The organism is Candidatus Aminicenantes bacterium, assembly GCA_011049425.1.
Lineage (GTDB): Bacteria > Acidobacteriota > Aminicenantia > UBA2199 > UBA2199 > UBA876.
Genome location: DSBM01000141.1, coordinates 83,467 through 104,667, shown reverse-complemented (window position 1 = coordinate 104,667; position 21,201 = coordinate 83,467). Strand labels below are relative to the sequence as shown.

19 protein-coding genes are annotated in these 21,201 nt (G+C 54.8%); 15 read left to right on the top strand and 4 right to left on the bottom strand.

From position 1 onward, the window contains the following. Positions 1-36 precede the first annotated feature (36 nt). Positions 37-723, top strand: coding sequence for a 2-C-methyl-D-erythritol 4-phosphate cytidylyltransferase (gene ispD, locus ENN40_10050; GenBank protein HDP95684.1), 687 nt, complete (start codon positions 37-39; stop codon positions 721-723). Between the two features lie 170 nt (positions 724-893). Here ispD and ENN40_10045 read toward each other — a convergent pair whose 3' ends face one another. After that, positions 894-1,646 (bottom strand): cyclic nucleotide-binding domain-containing protein, encoded by a 753-nt coding sequence (locus ENN40_10045; protein HDP95683.1) that lies wholly within the window; start codon positions 1,644-1,646, stop codon positions 894-896. 151 nt (positions 1,647-1,797) lie between these two features. On the opposite strand from ENN40_10045, the gene uppS reads away from it, so the two are divergent. From uppS to ENN40_10015, 6 genes are read left to right on the top strand one after another with little or no spacing between them, the layout of a single operon-like run. Further along, positions 1,798-2,544 carry a di-trans,poly-cis-decaprenylcistransferase gene (gene uppS / locus ENN40_10040; GenBank protein HDP95682.1) on the top strand — a complete coding sequence of 249 codons (747 nt, stop codon included), beginning with the start codon at positions 1,798-1,800 and terminating at the stop codon, positions 2,542-2,544. Further along, a complete protein-coding gene (locus ENN40_10035; protein ID HDP95681.1) occupies positions 2,541-3,353 on the top strand; it encodes a hypothetical protein in 813 nt (270 codons plus the stop codon). The genes uppS and ENN40_10035 overlap by 4 nt, the downstream gene beginning before the upstream one ends. A gap of 9 nt (positions 3,354-3,362) precedes the next feature. Continuing rightward, positions 3,363-4,523, top strand: a complete 1,161-nt coding sequence (locus ENN40_10030; protein ID HDP95680.1) for a 1-deoxy-D-xylulose-5-phosphate reductoisomerase — start codon at positions 3,363-3,365, stop codon at positions 4,521-4,523. 3 nt (positions 4,524-4,526) lie between these two features. Continuing rightward, positions 4,527-5,870, top strand: a complete 1,344-nt coding sequence (rseP, locus tag ENN40_10025) for an RIP metalloprotease RseP (GenBank protein ID HDP95679.1) — start codon at positions 4,527-4,529, stop codon at positions 5,868-5,870. A 38-nt stretch (positions 5,871-5,908) separates the two neighbouring features. Then, positions 5,909-6,316: a septum formation initiator family protein gene (locus ENN40_10020; GenBank protein HDP95678.1), complete on the top strand. Its 408-nt coding sequence runs from the start codon at positions 5,909-5,911 to the stop codon at positions 6,314-6,316. Beyond that, positions 6,313-7,161: a prolipoprotein diacylglyceryl transferase gene (locus ENN40_10015; protein HDP95677.1), complete on the top strand. Its 849-nt coding sequence runs from the start codon at positions 6,313-6,315 to the stop codon at positions 7,159-7,161. The genes ENN40_10020 and ENN40_10015 overlap by 4 nt, the downstream gene beginning before the upstream one ends. A 7-nt stretch (positions 7,162-7,168) precedes the next feature. Here ENN40_10015 and ENN40_10010 read toward each other — a convergent pair whose 3' ends face one another. Next, entirely contained in the window at positions 7,169-7,816 is a 648-nt protein-coding gene (locus ENN40_10010) for a threonylcarbamoyl-AMP synthase (GenBank protein ID HDP95676.1), read from the bottom strand. Positions 7,817-7,822: 6 nt separating this feature from the next. After that, positions 7,823-9,502, bottom strand: coding sequence for a signal peptide peptidase SppA (gene sppA / locus ENN40_10005; protein HDP95675.1), 1,680 nt, complete (start codon positions 9,500-9,502; stop codon positions 7,823-7,825). Positions 9,503-9,786: 284 nt separating this feature from the next. Between sppA and ENN40_10000 the strand changes: the two genes are divergently transcribed. From ENN40_10000 to ENN40_09965, 8 genes are all read left to right on the top strand, one after another. Beyond that, complete coding sequence (locus ENN40_10000) at positions 9,787-10,401, top strand: TetR/AcrR family transcriptional regulator (protein HDP95674.1); 615 nt, start codon at positions 9,787-9,789, stop codon at positions 10,399-10,401. A gap of 25 nt (positions 10,402-10,426) precedes the next feature. Beyond that, on the top strand, positions 10,427-11,785 hold the full coding sequence (locus tag ENN40_09995; GenBank protein ID HDP95673.1) for a TolC family protein: 1,359 nt from the start codon (positions 10,427-10,429) through the stop codon (positions 11,783-11,785). Next, the gene (locus ENN40_09990) at positions 11,782-12,864 is read left to right on the top strand and encodes an efflux RND transporter periplasmic adaptor subunit (protein ID HDP95672.1); all 1,083 of its coding nucleotides are present in this window, start codon (positions 11,782-11,784) and stop codon (positions 12,862-12,864) included. The genes ENN40_09995 and ENN40_09990 overlap by 4 nt, the downstream gene beginning before the upstream one ends. Next, a complete protein-coding gene (locus ENN40_09985; GenBank protein ID HDP95671.1) occupies positions 12,861-15,959 on the top strand; it encodes an efflux RND transporter permease subunit in 3,099 nt (1,032 codons plus the stop codon). Before ENN40_09990 ends, ENN40_09985 begins: the two co-directional genes overlap by 4 nt. A 103-nt stretch (positions 15,960-16,062) precedes the next feature. Further along, positions 16,063-16,563, top strand: a complete 501-nt coding sequence (locus ENN40_09980) for a rhodanese-like domain-containing protein (protein ID HDP95670.1) — start codon at positions 16,063-16,065, stop codon at positions 16,561-16,563. 26 nt (positions 16,564-16,589) lie between these two features. Next, on the top strand, positions 16,590-17,006 hold the full coding sequence (locus ENN40_09975; GenBank protein ID HDP95669.1) for a DoxX family membrane protein: 417 nt from the start codon (positions 16,590-16,592) through the stop codon (positions 17,004-17,006). 165 nt (positions 17,007-17,171) lie between these two features. Beyond that, positions 17,172-19,259, top strand: a complete 2,088-nt coding sequence (gene fusA / locus ENN40_09970) for an elongation factor G (protein HDP95668.1) — start codon at positions 17,172-17,174, stop codon at positions 19,257-19,259. A gap of 156 nt (positions 19,260-19,415) precedes the next feature. After that, positions 19,416-20,300, top strand: coding sequence for an HAD family phosphatase (locus ENN40_09965; protein ID HDP95667.1), 885 nt, complete (start codon positions 19,416-19,418; stop codon positions 20,298-20,300). Here the strand turns inward: ENN40_09965 and ENN40_09960 are convergent. Continuing rightward, the gene (locus ENN40_09960) at positions 20,297-21,109 is read right to left on the bottom strand and encodes a 1-acyl-sn-glycerol-3-phosphate acyltransferase (protein HDP95666.1); all 813 of its coding nucleotides are present in this window, start codon (positions 21,107-21,109) and stop codon (positions 20,297-20,299) included. The two genes, ENN40_09965 and ENN40_09960, sit on opposite strands and share 4 nt — an antisense overlap. Positions 21,110-21,201 lie beyond the last annotated feature (92 nt).

The window sequence follows — 21,201 nt, the reverse complement described above, 5'->3', positions numbered from 1 at the left end:
AGCGCATAGCGTATAATCGCATTGGGAGTTGAACACATGCAGACCGAAACCAGCGACATGAATACAACCGCAATCGTTCTGGCGGGCGGCAGGGGAGTCCGACTGGGCGGATCCGATCCAAAGCAGTTTCGCGAAATAGACGGGAAAGAGATGCTTCGCCACAGCGTTGAGCGCTTACTGACCCATCCCCGCATCCGGGATGTGATTCTGGTTGTACCGGAAGATCGGCTCTCACGCACCCTTGTTATGATGGATGGATTTAGTCGCGAGCGTATTCGAGTGGTAGCGGGCAAAGACACCAGGCAGGGATCATCACGCGCGGGCTTGGCGGCCGTGGTGGCGGGAAGGACCCACGTGCTGATTCACGATGCGGCGCGTCCGTGGATCGACTCCGCTCTTGTGGATCGCATCCTGGATGCCCTGAAAAGGGCGGATGCGGTAGCGCCCGCAATCGCGGTCAGCGACACATTGGTACAATTGGACCCGGAAGGAAAAGTGGCGGATTTTCCGAACCGCTCCATTTACAAGAGGATCCAGACACCTCAAGGTTTTCGTCTGAATGTGATCCGTGAGGCGCACGAGCGGGCCCGCAGAGACAACGGAGTCCTGGTCACGGATGATGCCGGGCTGGTCCATCATTACAGCCTGGCCCGGATCGCCCTGGTTGAGGGAGATGTGCGCAACATCAAGGTTACCTTTAGAGAGGATCTGGAAGCTTTTTGAATAAAGCCGGTTAAGTTGAAAAGGGGATCTATTGCCTTTTGTGAGTGATCACACAGAAGACCGCAAGGGTTTGGGGGCAAGAGGCGAGGGGCAAGGGTAGGGGCGTGAACCGCCCGAGAAAAATGCGTAAGAGAGTTGGGTAGTTGGAAAGAATGAAATGCGGTGAACCGTCAGGCCTTAAACACACAACTCAGGTGGCAGAGGGTAAGTTCATCTTCGTTGTTGAGTTCGTACTTAACCCCGGTCTTCATTTTTTCCCCGTTGATAAACGTGCCGTTAATGGCACCGGGCTCCTCTGAAATGTAGAACCGATCGTTGGTGAACTGGATCTTGGCGTGTTTGCGGGAGATGTATTTTTCCTCATCTTCCTTGGTCAGGTCGATATCGGGTGTAAAGCCGCTGGTGTAGTCGCGGCGCCCGAGAAAGGTGGTCTTATGCGTGAGTTGCACCACCCGGTTGGAACGTTGAATCACCAGGTATGCCTGGATGGCCGGATCCAGCAGGTCCTGATTGTCCTCTTCAAGCGATTCTGAGGCGGGTTGTTCGTCACTGGTGATGTCTTGTCCTTTCATCTGAAACAGGTATTCCAGAATCTTAAGGTTTTTCTCGGAAAGTTTTTTCACGATTTTCAGTGAGATCTCCCGGCTTTTCTTCATCATCTCCACCAGGGCGGAGTAGGGGATCCTTATTATGGAAGCATCTTCCATGACCTCAACGGTAAACATGGCTTCCTGGCCGTCGTTCAGGCTTTCTTCACCGAAAAAGTCTCCTTTGCCCAGGGAAATGAGGATCAGGTTGTTGCGGTTGAGTTTCAACTGAACCCGGCCCGAGTTGATGATGTAGAAGTGGTTCTGCTCATCCCCTTCGGTAAAGATGATGTCGCCTTTAGAGTAACTGTAAACAAACTGTTTAAAACCTTCCATTTTAAACCTCGGCCAAATCCCGCCTGTAGAGAAGGTTATTCTATATGAAGGCGAGAGTTATTGTCAACAGCCCCGGCGGACCGGGTGGTTGCCGGGTCTCAGATTGACATCCCCCCGGCTTGCCCCTATAATCAGCCCCATGCTGGTTGATATGGCGGATCTCGTTCAACCCCGATCACAAGAGGAAAAGTTGCTGCAGGGGCTGGATCCCAAACGCATGCCCAAACATGTGGCCATTATTATGGACGGCAACGGCCGCTGGGCCCAAAGCCGGGGTTTGAGCAGGCTGGAGGGCCACCGCAAGGGTGCCGCGACCGCGCGGCTGATCGTAGAGGCATGCGCACGCATGTCCATCCCCATACTGACGCTTTACACTTTCTCAAGTGAAAACTGGAAGCGCCCCCCACGCGAGATCAACGCCCTGATGAACATGTTGTACGAGAACCTTGAACAGAAAGCCGAACTGTTGAAGCGGCATCGTATCCGCATGCGCATGATCGGAGAACCGACACGCCTGCCGGCCAGGTTGGGTCGCAAAATAAAAGAAACAGAAGAAATGTCACGTGATTTCACTGACATGACTGTCAACCTGGCCATCAATTACGGCGGCCGCCAGGAAATACTCCAAGCTGTACGCTCCATGATAAAAGCGGGAGTGAATGCCGAGAGCGTCAGTGATGAGACTTTGAGACAGTATCTTTACACCCAGAATGACCCCGATCCGGACCTCGTGATTCGCACATCAGGTGAACAGCGGTTGTCCAATTTTCTGGTTTACCAGTCAGCGTACGCGGAATTGATTTTTGCGCGCGAATTGTGGCCCGACTTCCTAATGGGCCCCTTATTGCGTTCATTAACGGAATTTCAATCACGGCAACGCCGTTTTGGAGGCATATGAAGGAATTTGCCGCGCGCAACCTGACCGCACTGGTCTTGATTCTGTTGGCCTATGTCTGGATCCGCTTTTCCTCCGAGTTGGCATTTTCCATTGTGCTTTTCCTGTTGATCGGAGCGGCCGCATTGGAGTGGGTGCGCTTATGCCGGCCCGTCATGCACCATTTCGCCGTCACGGGTACGGCTGCCCTGCTGGTGGCGTCCAGCTTTACGTTTAAAACACCTGAACTTGCCGATACCATTTGTCTACTGGTGTTTCTTTTCGGAGCCTATTTTTTAGTGCGCATCCGCCGCACAGAGCAGTTGGCCTCGTTTGTTCGCGATTTTGCGATCCATACCGGGGTGGTGTTTTATCTTTTTATCCCGCTGTATTATCTCTTGCGGTTAAAACAACTCGGTCCCAACTACCTTTTCTTTCTGTTGGCCGTTATCGCGGTCGGCGACTCCTTTGCCTATTTCGTGGGCAGCCTTTGGGCCCGGTACGGCAAAAGGATTCCCATCTATCCCGTGGCATCACCAAAAAAATCCCTGCAGGGACTGATCGCCGCCGTTTTATTCGCCGCCGCCGCGGCAATTCCCGTTCTGGCCATTTTTCCCTTGCCGGTTGCCCAGTCCACCGCGATATGGAGCGCGGCCATTCTGGGATTGCTTTCCCAGTTGTCCGACCCCGTGGAATCACTTTTTAAACGCGCGGCGGGACGCAAGGACTCCGGATCCATCCTTCCCGGTCATGGGGGTGTACTGGATCGGGTGGACAGCTATATCTTTTGTGCCCCGGCCCTGTACGCGCTGGCGCGTTTTGTGTGGGCATAGGGGCCGGCCGTGAAAAACGTTGTGTTATTGGGATCCACCGGATCCATTGGCCGCAGGGCCCTGGAGATCCTCTCGGCTGAAAGCAACTCTCACTTCAGGGTGACGGGACTGGCCGCCGGGGAAAACATCCAACTTCTGGAGCAGCAGATCTTAAAGTTCCAGCCCCGTATTGTATCCGTGGCCAACCGGGAAGACGCGGACCGCCTGCACAGACATTTTTCCGACATGCAATTTTTTTCCGGCGCATCGGGCCTGGAGCAGCTGATTCATGCAGCGGACCCGGAGGTGGTGATATCGGCAATCAGCGGCACTGTATCGCTGGCCGCCAACCTGGCGGCTTTGCAAAAGGGCGTTCGCCTTTGCCTGGCCAACAAGGAAACCCTGGTTGCGGCCGGAGCCCTGGTTCAAGAGGCTTTAAACCGCTATGATGGAGAATTGATTCCCGTTGACAGTGAACACTCCGCCGTATTTCAATGTCTTCAAGGACAAACGCGTGAATCCGTATCGCGAATCCTGCTGACTGCCTCAGGCGGGCCTTTTTTTCGTCGCTCCCGCGCGGAGTTGGTGAACGTCTCGCTTGAGATGGCCTTGAACCATCCCACCTGGACCATGGGGCGCAAGATAACCATTGATTCAGCTACGTTGATGAACAAGGCCCTGGAATTGATCGAGGCCGCTTTCCTGTTTCAAATCGGGGAGGATCGGATCGGAGTGTTGATCCATCCTCAAAGCGTGGTCCACTCCATGGTGGAATTCTATGACGGCTCGATCCTGGCCCAGTTGGGCATTGCCGATATGGGAATCCCCATTCACTACGCTTTGAATTATCCGCAAAGAAGTTTCCTGGACGTTGAGTCCCTGCGCATGGAACGGCTGGGCAATCTGGAATTCTTTGCGGAAGATTCCATGGACGTCCCCTCATTGTCACTGGCGCGTTCCGTGCTCAGGACGGGAAAAAGTGCGGGTGCGGTTCTAAACGCGGCAAATGAAGAAGCGGTGGAAGCGTTTATCGAAAGACGGATTTCCTTTGTGGAAATATTCAGTATGGTTGAAGAGGTCCTTTCCCGGTCATGTTTCCACCCCATTCGTACCTTACAGGACGTGACCGCAGCCATTGATGCGACGCGCGCACAATGCCGGGAATGGTTGCAGCGAAAATTTCGGAGCTGATTCATGAGCATTCTATACCAAGTGTTTGCGTTTTTACTGATGTTCGGCATTATCGTGTTGGTCCACGAGTTCGGTCATTTCACCGCCGCCCGCCTCATGGGGGTGCGCGTGGAAACCTTTTCGTTCGGTTTCGGCAAACGCTTGCTGGGACGCAGGATGGGCAAGGGGGGTACGGAATTCCGCCTCAGCGCCATTCCCCTGGGCGGGTATGTCAAAATGGCGGGTGAAGAGAGTTACGATCCCGCGGATTTAAAAGCAGATGAATTTTATGCCAAGAACCGGGGTCAACGGATTTTCATCCTGTTAATGGGACCGGCCATGAACATCCTGCTTGCGTTTGTGATTCTGGCGGTGATTTTTATGGCTGGAGTCAACGTGGAGCGATACCACCAGGACCCGCCGGTTATCGACTACGTGCAATCGTCATCCCCGGCTGCAGATGCCGGACTGAAAGCCGGAGACCGCATTCTGGCGATGGATGGGCGTGAAATCAAAAACTGGCAGGATCTGGAATACGCCATTGGCGCCAACCCGGATCAAACCGTTGCCGTAAAGTACCTGCGTGACCAACAAGTCGTTGAGACCCGGATGCGGATTTCTTCTTTTACGGAGTATTCCCTGGGCTACGCTGGTCTGCATCCTGAGTTTCGAACCCTGATTGAAAACGTGGAACCGGGAAGCCCGGCGCAACGGGCCGGCATCCGTGCCGAAGACCGCATTCTGGCGGTGGATAACCAGTCCGTCAACTACTTTGAATTGCCGCAACTCATTCAACAGGCGGGCGATTCACCGCTCCACTTAGATATCCAGCGGGGTCAGGAACAATTAAAGATAAAGGTGACGCCTGAGAAAGCCAGGGATGAGGAACGATATCGCATCGGCATTGCCATGAAACCGTTTGCGCCATCGGTCAAGCGATATTTCGGGCCATTGGCGGCCACGGCACGCTCAGCCAAAGAGTTGGTGCGGCTGACTACCCTGACATTTGACGCGTTCCGCAAAATGATTGTCGGCCGCCTTTCCCCCAAAAACCTTTCCGGCCCCATTGAGATTGCGCGTTTTTCCAGCCGCGCGCTGTCATCGGGGTTGTCCAGTTTTTTCATGCTGGTGGCCTTCATTTCATTGCAACTGGGAATCATCAATCTGTTTCCCATTCCCGCCCTGGACGGAGGCCATTTAATGATCTTTTCCCTGGAAGCGATTTTGCGCCGGGATTTCAGCATGCGCCTGAAAGAAGGATTGATCACGGGCGGATTCATCCTTTTGATCGCCTTAATGGTTTTCGTGATCCTGAATGATATAGCCAAGGCGTTGCCCAACGGATGGGATTCTTTGCTGCCGTTTTAAGCATAGGGCGGTTGTAACTCCGGATAGCATGTGCTACATTGAATCCATGTCCGGGATCCGTTTCGGCACTGATGGAAGGCGGGGTCGGGGGATTCTTGGCTGAAAAAGGCGCTTTTATTCGTTCCAAGGCCTTCCTGTTGCTCCTGACCCTGTTGCTGTTTATCTTGATCCTGACTTTCTTTTTTGGTGACAGCGGTATTATAGAGATTGTTCAGGCGCAAAAACGTATCGAGGAACTGGAAAAACGCATTGTTGTACTGGAGAAGCGACGAAACGAACTACAGAGCGAAATCGAGCAACTGCGCCGCGATCCACGCTCGCTTGAAGCCGTGGCGCGTGAAAAACTCTGGCTGATGAAAAAGGATGAAAAAGTAATCGTGGTCATACCCGAGAAAGAATCCCGAAAGCGCAATCATGACGGTTCAGGCAAAGAGGTGGAAAAATGACGGCATTCTGGCAGTGGTGGCAACAGATTCCGCATCAAATCGACCCGGTGCTGGTCAGCATCGGGAGTTTCGAGGTCCGTTATTACGGTTTGATGTATCTGGCGGCGTTTGCTGTTTCCTGGCTGGTGATGCGATACCGGGTAAGGCGGGGAGAGGTTGGTGTATCGATGCCCGAGGTAAACGACTACATGTTCTGGGCGATTCTGGCGGTTTTAATCGGGGGCCGCCTGGGATATGTTTTATTTTATGACCTGAATTACTTCCTGGCCCACCCCCTGGCCATTATCCTGCCCTTTTCCACCGAACAGGGAATCCATTTCACCGGTTTCCGGGGCATGTCTTTTCATGGCGGCGCCCTGGCCGTGGCCCTGGTTACATTCTGGTTTTGCCGCAAGCGGGGAAAAAGCCTGCTCTCTTTTGGTGACCTGCTGGCCAGCAGTGTTCCCCTGGGCTACACATTCGGCCGCCTGGGCAATTTCCTGAACGGAGAGCTTTACGGTCGCGTAACGCAAATGCCCTGGGGTATGTCTTTTCCCGAAGCGCCGGGATCGGCGTTGCGCCATCCGTCGCAATTGTATGAAGCCTTTTTCGAAGGCATTCTGTTGTTTTTACTGATCTGGTGGTTGCGCCGTCGCGTGAACCGCCCGGGGCGACTATTGGGAGTTTATCTGGTTGGTTACGCTGTTTTTCGTTTTCTGATTGAGTTCCTGCGCGAACCAGACGCCCACCTCGGTTTTGTGCTGGGGTCGCTTACCATGGGCCAGGTGCTTTGCCTGGTGATGGCAGTCATGGGATTCTTTTTGATACTGTTGCCGCGAAGGCCGGAAAGAAAGCGAAAGGCATGAAAAGCGCTTAAGTGATTCCAAGATCCCGCAGCAGTTCCAGGCCTTCTCCGCGGCGCAGAATCCGCGGGGGAGATACCGTTAGATCCAGGATAGAGGAACCGCGCGATGGGGGCAGGCGCCCGGCATCGATCAACAGGTCGATCTCGGGAAACTGACCCAGGATCTCTGCGGGGTCCGAAAGCGGCGGGGAGCCGGATCGATTGACGGATGTGGAGATCAGGGGGATGCGGATTTCCGCCAGCGCTTTTCGGGGAAACGGATGGGCGGGGATGCGAAGACCGATGGTGTCGGCACCGTGAAGCAGATTCCGATTGAGGCCGGGGTTGGCCGGCAGGATCATGGTATAGGGTCCGGGGAAAACACGTCCGGCATTTCGGCCAAGCCATGAAGGCAGAGCGGAAGACAGTTCTGTGAGTGCGTGCATGTCCCAAACCGCAACGGAATAGGATTTATGGGCGCGCGCCTTAATGCAGCCGATGCGGCGATGCAGGTCAAGATTGCGAAAATCTCCTCCCATGCCGTACAAGGTGTCGGTGGGATAGACCACCAACCCGCCCCCTTCCAGCAAGCGCTGCAAGCGGCGGCGCCAGTTGGATGAGTTCAGTCGCGAAAGCGGCCATACCCGGTTCTGGTGCAAAGGGGGAGGCGGCGTCATTGAAACCTATTGAAATTGCACGCGGAAAGGCATGATGGCCGCGGGAAAACTGCGCTTGAACTTTTGCAGCAGGGCTTCCAGCTTCGGGTTTTCCATCGCACTGACCCCGGCGGTCATTCCGATCAACACGTCCAGGAGGGACTTGCGCCGGGGAAGAATCAGCAGTCCGGCGGGATCTTTATCGCTAAAGCCGGCCAGGCTGCGGGCTGCGGCAAGGGCGTCCAGCAAGCCGCCGCATTGATCCACCAGGCCGAGCTCAAGGGCCCGGGAACCAGACCACACACGGCCGGCGGCAGCCGCTTCGGTTCGTTCCCTGGTTAAGTTGCGACTCTCGGATACCAGATTGACAAAACGATCATAGGTGCGTTGCAGCAGTGATTGAAAGCGCCGGCGCTCCGCAGGGGTAAAGGGGCGGATATCTGAGAACATACCCGCGAAATCACCGCTTTCCACCAGTTCTTTTCTCAAGCCGATTTTGTCGTAGAACCCTCGATTGATGAACTTTCCTCCCAACACCCCGATGGATCCGGTCAGTGTCGTGTTCAGGCATACAATGAGCCTCGCGGGCGTGGACAGCCAGTAGCCTCCGGATGCGGCCAAGGGGCCCATGCTGATCACCAGGGGTTTCTGCTTGTCCAGTAACTCCAATTCGCGGCGGATTGATTCGGAAGCCGTAGCTGAGCCTCCCGGACTGTCGATGCGCAGCACGACCGCTTTGATATCATCTCGGCGTCGAAGGGAGCGGATCTGGGCGCTTAGGTCATCAGATCCCAGTACCGAGTCACCAAACATGGAGGGGCCGCCGCTGCCACCCGCATGGATTTCACCTCCGGCAAACAAAAGGGCGATGCGGGGGGGGCCGGGGAAAGGGTTGGGCCGTGAAGTTTGCACGTATTTAGAGAAAGCCAGCCGTTTCAGGCTGGAACCGTCCTTGAAAAAAATATCATCCGCATAACCAATGGAATCGAGCAACCCTTCTTTTTGATAGGTTTGGTTCGACATAGACAAATCATCGATCAGCGACCTGACTTTTCCTGCCTCCATTTCGCGGTTATGCGCAATGGTCCGGATGACATGATCGGTGATATCCTGAAGCAAAGTAGTGAGCGATTCCTTGTGTTCCGGGCTCATGCCGTCGCGGGTGTAGATGCTGGCGCCGGTTTTGTGTTCACCGATGTGATAGAATTCCGCTTCAATGCCCAACTTGTCCAGAGTGCCCCGAAGGAACAGGGCTTCAGAGGCGAAGTGTTTAAGGAAAAGGTCGGACCCGGGCATGGCCGTGATGGACTGGGCATGGGAAGCCAGCACGTATTCATTCAGCCCCCCATCCTCAATAAATGCGTGCACGGGCTTGCCCGATTCACGAAAATCACGGATCAGGAACCCCAGTTCTTCAACAGCGGCTGGGCCGGCATGGATCCAGGAGATTTTCAGCAAAAGCCCTTGAATGCGCTTATCCGTCTTGGCACGTTGCAGGTGAAAAAAGACATCTTTTATCGTGGTTTTGTGCGCGACAGGGGATGTTTCCAGGTCGCAGACGCGACCGGAAAGGGGTAGAACCAACAGGGCATTTTCCGGGATCTCCGGTTCACGGGTGAACTGCATATAGATATATCCCCCAATAAGGGCGATTGCGGCAAATATCAGGACCAGCACGAGTATCAGGATCAAAACGCCTCGTTTCATGTAATCTCCTTCGAAGCCGAAAACCAGCCCCGGCGGCTGCGGATTGGTCACACTCCGGAGCCGATTTACCGGGCCGGGTTTTCGGGTTCTGTTTACAAAGGATTATACTTGGAATTCCCGCGAAAGGTTTTTTGTCCTTTTTTAAAGAAAGACGCGGTTTTGTCGGAACCTACACGGCGAAAACTTCGTAAAAAAGCATACAGGCATATACAGGTATTGACAACGACTGAGCCATTATATAGAATTTACCGTTAGTTAAATATTTTTACCGTGAGTAAAACTATATGAAGGAAGCAGTGCGTGCGTTTATATTGTCCCGGGCCCGGGATGTGTTCCAGGAAAAAGGGTTCGCCAACGCCACCGTGGATGATATCGCGGCCGCGGCGGGGGTTTCCAAGCCCACATTGTACAACTATTTTTCGGGAAAACAGGGCATATTCATGGCTGTTCTCGAAGACCTACACGCCCGGGTTGCTGAGTTGATTCGACCCCATATCGGTAATTTCCGGGAAGATTTCCCGCTGAGGCTGCGCAAAATGTCGGTTGAAGTTGCAAAAAATTTTTTTCGTCAACAGGGCCTGGTGCGCATCATGTTGTCGGAGCGTCGTTTGATTGTGGAACTGTTTGACCAGTGCGGCAAGAATGATAATGGGAGCAAGCCGCCTTTCTGGCAGGGAGAAACCTATCTGGCCTTTGTCGCCTTTTTTCAGTTCGCTGTGGAGGCCGGTGAACTGAATCGGTGCTGCAAACCGGAGCTTCTGGCCTCGATCTATATCGGCATGATGACCCAAATCAACTTGAACCAAATGTTTCATACCTGGAGTGAGAATGAGTACATGAATGCGGTCCAAACCGCAGTTGATGTTTTATGCAATGGTTTGCTCAATAAAATACAATGATTCCGCGAAACAGCTAAAGTGATGGATGATTCAGGCAATTGAGGAGGTACTAATGAAACGATGGTTGTGGCTCTTGATCTTAGTGGGAATTCTCGCCGGTCCGGTCGCCGCCGGCGACGGAACCAGGGAATTGACATTGGACCAGGCTCTCAAAATGGCCCTGGAGAACAATACCGGGTTTGAGATTCAGCGTCAGGAAGTGCGCATGGCCAAATTCCGTTTGCGCCAGAACCTGGGTTTTCTTCCGAAAGTGAACTTGTCCGGGGCAAAGAACCTGGACGAAAAACTGATGGTACTGGAAATGCCCTCCATGGTTCCCGGTGGGGAGCCCACCGAGGTTACTCTGGACTTTACCATGGATTACGAGTTCACCTTTCAGATCGTGCAACCCGTATTTACCGGAGGCAAGATCTGGCATACATTCCGGAACGCGCGCCTGGATGTGGAAATGTCCCAGGAGAAAGTAAAGGCCGGGCGGGATGAACTGGTGGTGAATGTCACCAAGACGTTTCACAACCTGCTGGTGCTGAACGAGTTGGAAAAAGCCCACCGGGAAGCACGAAAATTGGCGCAACGGAACTTGAAAAACGTTTCGGTCAGAAATGAGCTGGGAATGGCCTCAAGATATGACCTGTTGCGCGCGCAACTCAATCTCCGCGCCACGGAGCCGGACCTGCTCAATGTGCGCAAATTGATCCGCCTTACGCGGGAAAATCTGAGGCATGTCGTGGGCCTTGCACCGGGAACCGAAGTACGGGCAACGGGAAAATTGAGTTTTCAACAGATCAACGTGGACCAGGCGGAGTTGATCCGGGCGGCTTTGCAAAACCGCTCGGAAATCCGTCAACTGGAATTGGAGCGCCGCAAGGCGGCCAATCTGCTGAAGATTGCCTATGCCGCCTATTTGCCAGACCTCTCCATTGTGGCTCAGTACAACTACCGTTCCAATGCCTTCCGCTTTGTCGAGGGAAACTGGAATGATTATTACACCATCAACCTTTCAATCAGCCTGCCGATTTTCACGGGCTTGAAAAGAAGTGGTCAAGTGGGGGAATTGCGGGTGCTGAACAAGACCCTGCGCATGCAGGCAGAAGAACTGGATGAAGCCACCCGCATTCAGATCCAGAACCTGTGCTTGACCCTGGAGCAGGAATACCAGAATATCCTCAGCGCGGAAAAAAGTGTGGAAACCGCACAGGAGGGTGTGCGTATTGCTGAGTTGAATTATGAAGAGGGGATGATTACGATCCTGGAACTGAATGCGTCATACAACAGCCTGACCCAGGCGAAAGTCGCCCGCTTGCAGGCAATGTACAATTACACGGTTGCGGCCACTGAACTGGAAAAACTGACGGGAGTCAGTCTCAAGGGAGGAGAGCAATGAAAAAACGCATGATAGTGGTTGTGGCCGCGGCGCTGTTGGCCGCGGCCTGCGGTCCGGATAAGCAGGAGCAGACGGGACCGGAGAAACTGGCCATCAACGTGGCGGTGGCTCCGGTGCAGAAAGGTGTGTTCACCCGGGTCCTGAACTATACGGGAACGGTGATGCCCTGGAAGCAGGCCGGCATTATTCCCGATGTGTCCGGACGGGTGGAACGCATCCTGGTCAAACAGGGCGATACGGTTCGGCGCGGCCAACTTTTGGCGGAGCTGGATACGACCAGCCTGGAACTGCAGCGGAAGCAGGCAGTCGCCGCCGCGGCCATAGCTGGTGCGGCATTGAAAGATGCCCGCGTCAATGCCGAGCGCATGCGCAAACTGCATGAACGCAACGCCGTTTCCAGCATGCAGTTGGAAAAAGCTGAACTGGCCCTGGAATCCGCATTGACCCAGAAACAGAGCGCAGAGGCAAATTTGAACCTGGTGCGGCACCACCTGAAATCGGCCCGTATGAGCGCGCCTTTTGACGGCATCATCACCGCCCGTCACCTGGATGAGGGCGACATGATCAATCCTCAGATGGGAGGGGGTTTCGGTGTATTGACCCTCATGGATCTGAGCCGTGTCAAAGTGAAAATCGACGTTGTGGCCGAAGATATCGAGAAGATCTCTGTGGGCATGCCCTGTTCAGTGAAAGTGAGTACGCTGGCAGACCGCATGTTTACCGGAACGATTTACACCAAAACCCTGGCCGCGGACACGGCTTCCAAGACCTTTCAGGTAGAGGTGCGTGTCGAAAATCCGGACATGGCGATCAAGGCGGGGGTATTCGCCGCCGTCGCCATTGAAGTGGAAAAAATCGAAAACGTTTTCATGTTACCCCTGTCGGCGCTGATCGGCGAAGACCGGGTGGTTGTGTACGACAACGGCTTTGCCCGCCTCACCCGCATCCAGGTCGGGCTACGTAACGAGACCTATTTCGAGGTACTCGGAGGCTTGGAGCCCGGCGCCCAGGTGGTTGTGGACGGTAACTACGATTTAACTGACGGAGCGCCGATCCGTATTTCCGGAGAAAAGCCATGAAGATCGTTGAATTCTCATTGCGCCACAGGGTCACGGTAACCATGGTGGTGGCGGTGATCCTGATTTTCGGCTATATGGCTTTTTCCGGACTGGGTCTCGATATGCTGCCGGATATCGACAGCCCCTACGTTTCGGTGGTGACTTCTTATTCCGGGGTATCTTCGGAAGATATCGAGGAAAGCGTCACCCGTCCGATGGAACAATGGATCGCCACGGTCAGCAACGTCAAGCAATTGAACTCGATATCGCAGGAAGGGATTTCCACCATCATGGTGGAGTTTGAATCGGGAACAAACCTGGATTTTGCCGCCCAGGATATCCGTGACCGCATCGGCCAGTTTCAGCGATACCTGCCCACGGATGCCGGTCAACCCATGGTGGTGAAGTTTAATTTCGCCGATATGCCCATCCTGATGTATGGCATTACCGGAGGCAAACGCGACCTGATTGACCTGAAGGATTACATCGATGAGGAGGTTGCCACGCGCCTGGAAAGGCTGGACGGAGTGGCTTCGGTAGTGGTGTTTTCTCCGGAAGAGATGGAAGTACTGGTCAACGTGGAAAAGGGTAAGCTCGAATCCCGCAGGTTGTCCATCACCCAGGTAGTGGCTGCCATCCAGGCGTCCAATATCAACCTGCCATCCGGCTATATCGATGAACGTCACGGTGAATATCTCATCCGCACCCTGGGTGAGTTCAAAAGGGTTGAAGAGATCGGCGGGGTGATGGTGGGTGCCGGACGCCGCGGTGAACCGGTATTCCTGCGAGATATCGCTACGGTAAAAGAGACCCACAAGGAGATCCGCAACCTGGCACGCGTGCAGGGCACCAAAGGCGTTCACGCCATTGTTACAAAAAGCTCCGGCGCCAACACCGTGCTTGTGGCCAGGCGTGTCAAGCAGGCCCTTGAAGAGATCAAGCCCACGCTGGATCCGGACCTGAAATTTTCCATCGGCATGGATTTTTCCGATATCATCGAGCGCATGGTCAGCAAGAGTGCCAATACGGTTGTTGTGGGCGGCATCCTGGCCATGTTGCTGATCTTTCTTTTCCTGCGCAATCTGCGGCCCACCATCGCCATCGGCATCGCCATTCCCCTTTCCGTAATCGTTACCTTTATCGCCCTGTACCTGTCCGGGTTCACCCTGAATCTGATCACACTGGGCGGCCTGGCTGTGGGGGTGGGCATGCTGGTGGACAACGCCGTGGTGGTGATTGAAAACATCTTCCGTCACCTTGAAGCCGGGAAGTCTCCCTTTGATTCGGCCCGCATCGGCACCTCGGAAGTGGGCACTGCCATCATCGCCTCCACCCTGACCACCATCGCCGTGTTTTTCCCCATGGCGCTTTCGCAAGGCATGTCGGGGGAAATGTCGCGGGAACTGGCCGTGGCGGTGTCTTTTTCTCTGCTGGCATCACTCTTTGTGGCCCTGACCATTATCCCGTTGTTGGCTTCATGGCTGTTTAAAACCGGCCATGGCACCGGCAGCAAAACCGTTGACCTGGGCCGCAAACACTTTGCCAAGGCCAGGGAATGGTACCGCGTCCGGTTGCGCTGGGCCCTGGGCCGCCGGCGCATTGTGGTTGTTTCCACCGTGATTCTGCTCGCGTTGTCTATTGTTCTAGCGGCAAATCTCGGCGGTGAGTTCATGCCCCAGAGTGATCAGAATATGATTCTGCTCAAAGTCAGTATGCCCGTCGGCACGAACCTTGCCGAGACCGATCGCGTGATCCGGTACGTGGAATCACAGGCCATCAAGGATTCGAATGTGATCTCCACCATGGTCCAGGTCGGGGCGGATGACAGTGAGAGCGGCGGCGCCTCGGAAATGAGCGCTGCAGGTTCACACGAAGCGATCTTATTTGCTTTCCTGAAGACCAGCAGTGAACGGGATATTTCGGACCAACAGATCCTGGAGGAGTGGCGGCGTCATTTCCCGGACCTGGAAAAAGGCCGCGTGCAATCGATCAACATGGGCTCCGCCATGATGGGCACTTCAACCAGCCCCATTGAGTTTGCCTTTTTCGGGCGTGATCTGGATGTTCTGGATTCCCTGACCCATCGTGTGGCCGATGCCATTAAAAATGTCGAAGGGATTCGCGACGTGCAGACCAGTATGGAGGAACGCAAACCCGAGATGCGCTTGTTGCTCAGAAAAGAAGAACTGTCACGCCTGGGCCTGACGCCTTTCGATGTTTCCAGCCAGGTACGCGCCATGACCATTGGCACCGTGGCCAGTCGCATGCACCTGAAAGGCGAGGAACGCGATATCCGCGTACGCATTCGTAAACACGACCGGGCCACAGTAGACAACTTGCGCGGTTTGCCCATCATGACCCCCGCGGGCGGCAAAGTCTACCTGGGCCAAGTGGCCGATTTCGTACGTTCTACCGGCCCTGTGCGCATCAACCGCGAGAACCAGGTACGCAAAGTCAGTGTTACCGCCAACTACGTTGACCGGGATCTGACCCGGGTGGTAGGCGACATCATGGCAGCGGCCGGTCCCATTATCGGCAACCTGCCGGAAGGCTATTTTTCAGAGATGGGCGGCCAGTTCAAGGATATGAAAGAAGCGTTTTCCACCATGCTGCTGGCCCTGTTGCTGGCCGTGGTGCTGGTGTATGCGGTCATGGCGTCCCAGTTCGAGAACTTCAAGTACCCCTTTATCATCATGTTTACCATTCCGCTGGCGTTTATCGGAACCGCCGTGCTGTTGGCCCTTACCGGAAAAAACGTCAACCTGCCTTCCATCATGGGCTTTGTAATGCTGGCCGGCATCGTGGTCAACAACGGCATCGTGATGGTAGACTACATCAATCAATTGATCCGCGAAGGCGCAGATACGTTGGAATCCGTCATCGAGGGAGCGGTGGTGCGGTTGCGCCCCATTCTCATTACCGCCCTGTCGACCATCCTGGGCATGCTGCCCATGGCCCTGTCCACAAGCGAAGGCTCAGCCATGCGTTCGCCCATGGCCATCGCCCTGATCGGCGGGCTGCTGGCATCGACCCTGCTCACCCTGTTCGTGGTTCCCATCCTCTACACCTACTTCTCCCGCGTGCCCAAAAAAGAAATCAACGTCCTGAAAAGCTGAGTAAACAAGCGCGGTCGAGGTATGGGTTCTCCCATACCTCGATCGGCCGGGCTGGATGTACCGTTTGACATGATCCGGATGGTACCGTAGAATATGGTCTGATATGAAACGTTTTGTCAGTCGCACTCTGCTCGAAACGCTCTTGATCCTTGTTGCCGGCCTGGTGGTCGCCCTGGTGGTCAACGCCCTGCGCAATCAGGGCTTGCCCTTGGCCACCGCCTATCAGCCGCAGCCTGAGGTTGAGCAAGCCGTTTTGCGCGATATCTCAAGGATCGACCTGGATACCCTGAAAGCGTTGATGGAAGCGGACATGGTGCTGCTGGTGGATGCCAGGGAAGAATCGGCTTACCGGATTGGACACATCCCCGGAGCGCGGAACCTGCCGCTCAGCCGCAAAGAGTCCGCTTACGATGAGTTTCAGGATGAACTGAATGCCGGTCTCACCGTAGTGACGTATTGCATCGACCCGGAGTGCCTGGATTCGGCTTTTCTGGCTTCCTGGCTGCAAGACAGGGGGATACACGACGTAATGGTCTATGATGGCGGGATCGAGGGCTGGCGCGCCGCTGGAAACAGGATTGAACTCCCGGGAGGCATGAAGTGACAACCCGAACATGGAAATGGACCCTGATGGTATGCCGCCTGCTTCTGGGAGGTGTTTTTATCTACGCCAGCCTGGACAAGATCGCACATCCCGCCGCTTTCGCCGACATTCTATACAATTACCAGCTGATTCCCGCCTGGATGATCCACCCCCTGGCTGTCTGGCTGCCTTGGCTGGAACTCTTGGCGGGGATATTCCTGATTGCCGGTGTGTTTGCTCAAGGCGCCGCGTTGCTGTTGGGCGGCCTCTTGCTGGTTTTTGTCGCCGCGCTGGGAATTAACCTGCTTCGCGGCTTGAGCATTGATTGCGGCTGTTTTACCACCACGGCTGGCACGCACACTGGCGGAATGATCGAGCTGATTGTTCGCGACCTGCTGCTCCTGATCCCCGCCTTGCTGATTATTCGCCGGGGATTGCCGCGTGTTGGGCAACGCGGGGAATAATCCCTTCTTCCGGTTTACTCTTCTGCTTGAATCTGGTATAATTCAGCGGTTGGAACACGGTTTCCCCCTCTTCCCCCCATTCGGAGAATTGATCTTTTGAATCGTTTTCCCGTGGCGGCTGAATCGAGTTTCAAGCAACAGGGCTGGACCAGGAGAAAAACATAAATGGACACACCCAGGATACAGAAGATCCGCAATATCGGTATTGTCGCCCATATCGACGCCGGCAAGACCACCACCACGGAGCGCATGCTCTTTTTTACGGGGCGCACGCGCAAGATGGGGGAGGTCCATGACGGGCAGGCGGTGATGGATTTCATGAAGCAGGAACAGGAACGTGGAATCACGATTTCATCCGCGGCCATCACGACTTTCTGGAACGACCACACCATCAACATCATCGATACGCCGGGGCACATCGATTTTACCCTGGAAGTGGAACGGTCCCTGCGCGTGCTGGATGGCATTATCATGGTGTTCTGCGGCGTGGGCGGAGTGGAACCCCAGAGCGAGACGGTATGGCACCAGGCGGATCGCTACAAGGTGCCCCGCATCGCCTTTGTCAACAAGATGGACCGGCAGGGTGCTGACCTGCTGCAAACCATCGACATGATGAACGAAATGCTGGATGCCAACGCCATTGCTTTCCAGCTCCCCATGGGCAGTGAGCTCGATTTTTACGGCATCATCGATCTGGTAAGCCTCACGGCGCATGAATACTCCGGTCTTGAACGCCACGAGGTGCCGATACCTGAGACATATCGGGAAACCGCGTTCAAGATGAGAGAACGGTTGGTGGAAACCCTGGCCGATTTCAGCGATGCGCTCATGGAAAAATTTCTCAACGAGGAGGAAATCGCAGCGGAAGATATTCGTGCCGCCGCTCGGCACGCGGTGCTGAACCTGTTGATTACTCCGGTTTTCTGCGGATCCGCTTTTAAAAACAAGGGAATCCAGCTTTTACTGGATGCTTTGGTGGACTACCTGCCCTCTCCCATTGACCGGGGCATCATCCTGGGTCATGATCCGGTGGACCCGGTCAAGACGTTAAGTCGCAAGCCCGCATCCAACCGGCCTTTCTCGGCCCTGGCGTTTAAAATCATCAACGACAACTTCGTGGGTCAACAGACCTTTATCCGTGTCTATTCGGGTGAATTGAAAGCGGGATCCTACGTCTACAACTCAACCACGGCCAAGCGGGAAAGAGTGGGGCGTATCATGCGCATTCACGCCAGCAAGCGTGAAGATGTCGAGGTCCTGGGCGCAGGATCGATCGGCGCCCTGATCGGCATGAAGTCCACCATGACGGGCAACACCTTGTGCAGTGAGGACCATCCCATCCTGTTGGAGGCCATTCATACGCCCGACACCGTGCTGGATATGAAAATCGAGCCGGTTACTCAGAAGGACCGCGATCGCATGGCCGTGGCCCTGAACAAGATGTCCATGGAAGACCCTTCGTTCCGCGTGCGCTTTGATGATGAAACCGGGGAAAGCGTGGTTTCCGGCATGGGGGAGTTGCACCTGGAGGTCGTTGTGGATCGCCTGCGCACGGAGCACAAGGTTGACGTGGAAGTGGGAGAACCCGCGGTGGCTTTCCGGGAAACCATTACCCGCGAAGTCAGCCACGCACACAAGTTTAAAAAGCAGACCGGCGGGCACGGTCAATATGCCCACGTGGAATTCCGGCTTGAGCCCAAAGAAGAGGGCGGACTGGAATTCGTGGACCATGTCAAGGGCGGCAATATCCCCCGGGAATACATTCCGGCGGTGGAACGCGCTTTTGTGGATACAATGGCCAAAGGACTGCTGGCCGGATATCCCATGGTGAATGTGCGTTTTGTTCTCACAGACGGGTCGTACCACGCTGTGGACTCCAGCGAGATGGCGTTTCGCGCATGTACCCAGCAGGCATTGAAGCAGGCGGTAAAAAAGGCCGGCGCCCAATTGTTGGAGCCGATGATGAAAATCGAAATAAACACCCCGGATGAATTCATGGGCGATATCATTGGTGACATCAACCGTCGTCGCGGACGCATCGACAACATGCGCCGTTACCGCAAGGGTTCACAGAAATTGTCGGGCAGGGTTCCCTTGATGGAGATGTTCGGGTATGCCTCCGTACTGCGGACTTTGTCAAGTGGGCGGGCCAACTATTCCATGGAGTTTCTGAACTACAATCCCTTGCCGCGCACCATAGAGGAAAAGATCCTGGAAGAGAAAAGGGCACGTGACCGCCGCGACCTGCATTGAAAAGTTTTTAAAGTTTTTTCTTTCGACTTTCAACTTTTCACTCGTATTTCTTCTCCAACCCTCCAACTTTCCAACTCATCATCATTGAGCCCTCACGTCAACATTGATACAATCTAATTCGTATCGCGATCTAAAGGTTTTACACAGGATGACTTCTTGATAAACATTACGGATAACGCGAATCTTCCCATTCGGCCAAAATTGTCCATGCTGATTACCGATCTGGATGGTACGTTGTTGCCCCGCGATCAGCGGTTCCATGACCGGGACATTCAAGTCTTGAATGAATTGGGGCGCATGGGGATCAAACGCGTCATTGCCACCGGGCGAAATCTCCACTCTTTGCGCAAAGTGGTACCCACTGATTTCCCCGTGGATCACATTGTGTTTTCATCCGGAGCGGGAATCATGGATTGGCCGCAACAGCGGCTGATTTACCAGGCCGGTATGGCGTTGGGGCGTACAAAAGAAATCATGCAGGTTCTGGATCGGCGGCGCTGGAATCACATGATTCATCGCCGTGTGCCCCACAACCACTGGTTCTGGTACCGCAGATTTATGAATGAAAAAAGCGATTTTTCACTGCGCTTGCGTCGCTATCGGGGCTTCGCCTGCATGCGTCCGCAGAGTCTGAACGGATTGGGGGTGGGCGTATCGCAGTTCATTGTGATCATGCCGCCGCTGCGAAACCGCCTGAACCGGCTGCGTTGCATTCTGGGCTCCCGTTGTCATGTGATCCGTGCCACCTCGCCGTTGGACAACCGCTCCATGTGGATCGAACTCATGCCCCGGGGCGTATCCAAAGCATCCGGCATAGAAGAGTTGTGTCGGCGATTGGGGATTACACGCAAAGCCACTGCCGCTCTGGGCAATGATTACAATGATTTGGACATGTTGCGGAGCATGGGCAGCGCGGCGGTGACATGGGATGCACCCGAGGAAATGCATCGGGAGTTTCCCGCGGTTGGCGCCGGCCGGGAGGGCATCCTGAATGCCTTTCTCTGCGACATCAACCATCCGCGAAGCGGGAACGGGCTTTAGCGAATGCGGGTGGGGGGCAATCCCCAATCGCGCAGGTGGCTGCGGATATGGAACAGGGTCTGTTCGTGCATTCGCGCGGATTCCAAAGTCGAGTCCAATGGGGACGCGAAGGCCATAAAGATGGTGCGCTGCGGATGCAGTTTGCCCAGCGGTCGTATCAGCAAGCCGTTGCCCCAAAAATCGGTCTTTAATGCCAGGGGAATCAGGGGGACTCCGGCACTGCGTGCCAGTTTGACTCCCAATGTGTTGAATTGCCGGGAATCAAAAGCCCGCGAACGTGTTCCCTGCGGAAAAAGAACGATGGAAATGCCGTTTTTCAATTTCTGTTTGCCGTCACGCAACACTGAGATCAGGTCGGCGCGGGCATTGCGTCGCGTCACTACCACGGGGTCTCGCGAGCGCATGATGGGGCCGAAAAAAGGGCCTTTAACCAGTGATTCCTTAACCACGAAGGTGACCGGCATGAACAAGTGAATGAATCCGGGCAGGACCATGGTTTCCAGTGTACTCATGTGGTTGGAAACAAACACGGCGGGGCCGGAGCGTTCACGCAGGTAATTCAGCCCGGTCACAACGAAACGGCCGCCGCAGTGTTCAATGCGGCGAATCACATCCAGTGAACGTGCGGGAAAGTAACCCGTACCGGCGGCGCCGCGGCGCACGTCACGGCGGTAACGAAAGATCAGCCGCATGTACCAGGGATAAAAACAAAGACTGGGAAAGCGGGGAGCAACGGTTTGCGGGCTGGTGTAGGCATCCATATATCGAAACGGGTTTTTCATGTTGGCTTTCAACGTGATTATACCCATTCAAAGCCGAAGAGACAATCAGAAGCACCGGGAACGGACCATTTGCTTGAAAATGAAGCCGGCTGAAAGCCGTAAACGAGGTATTCCCGACT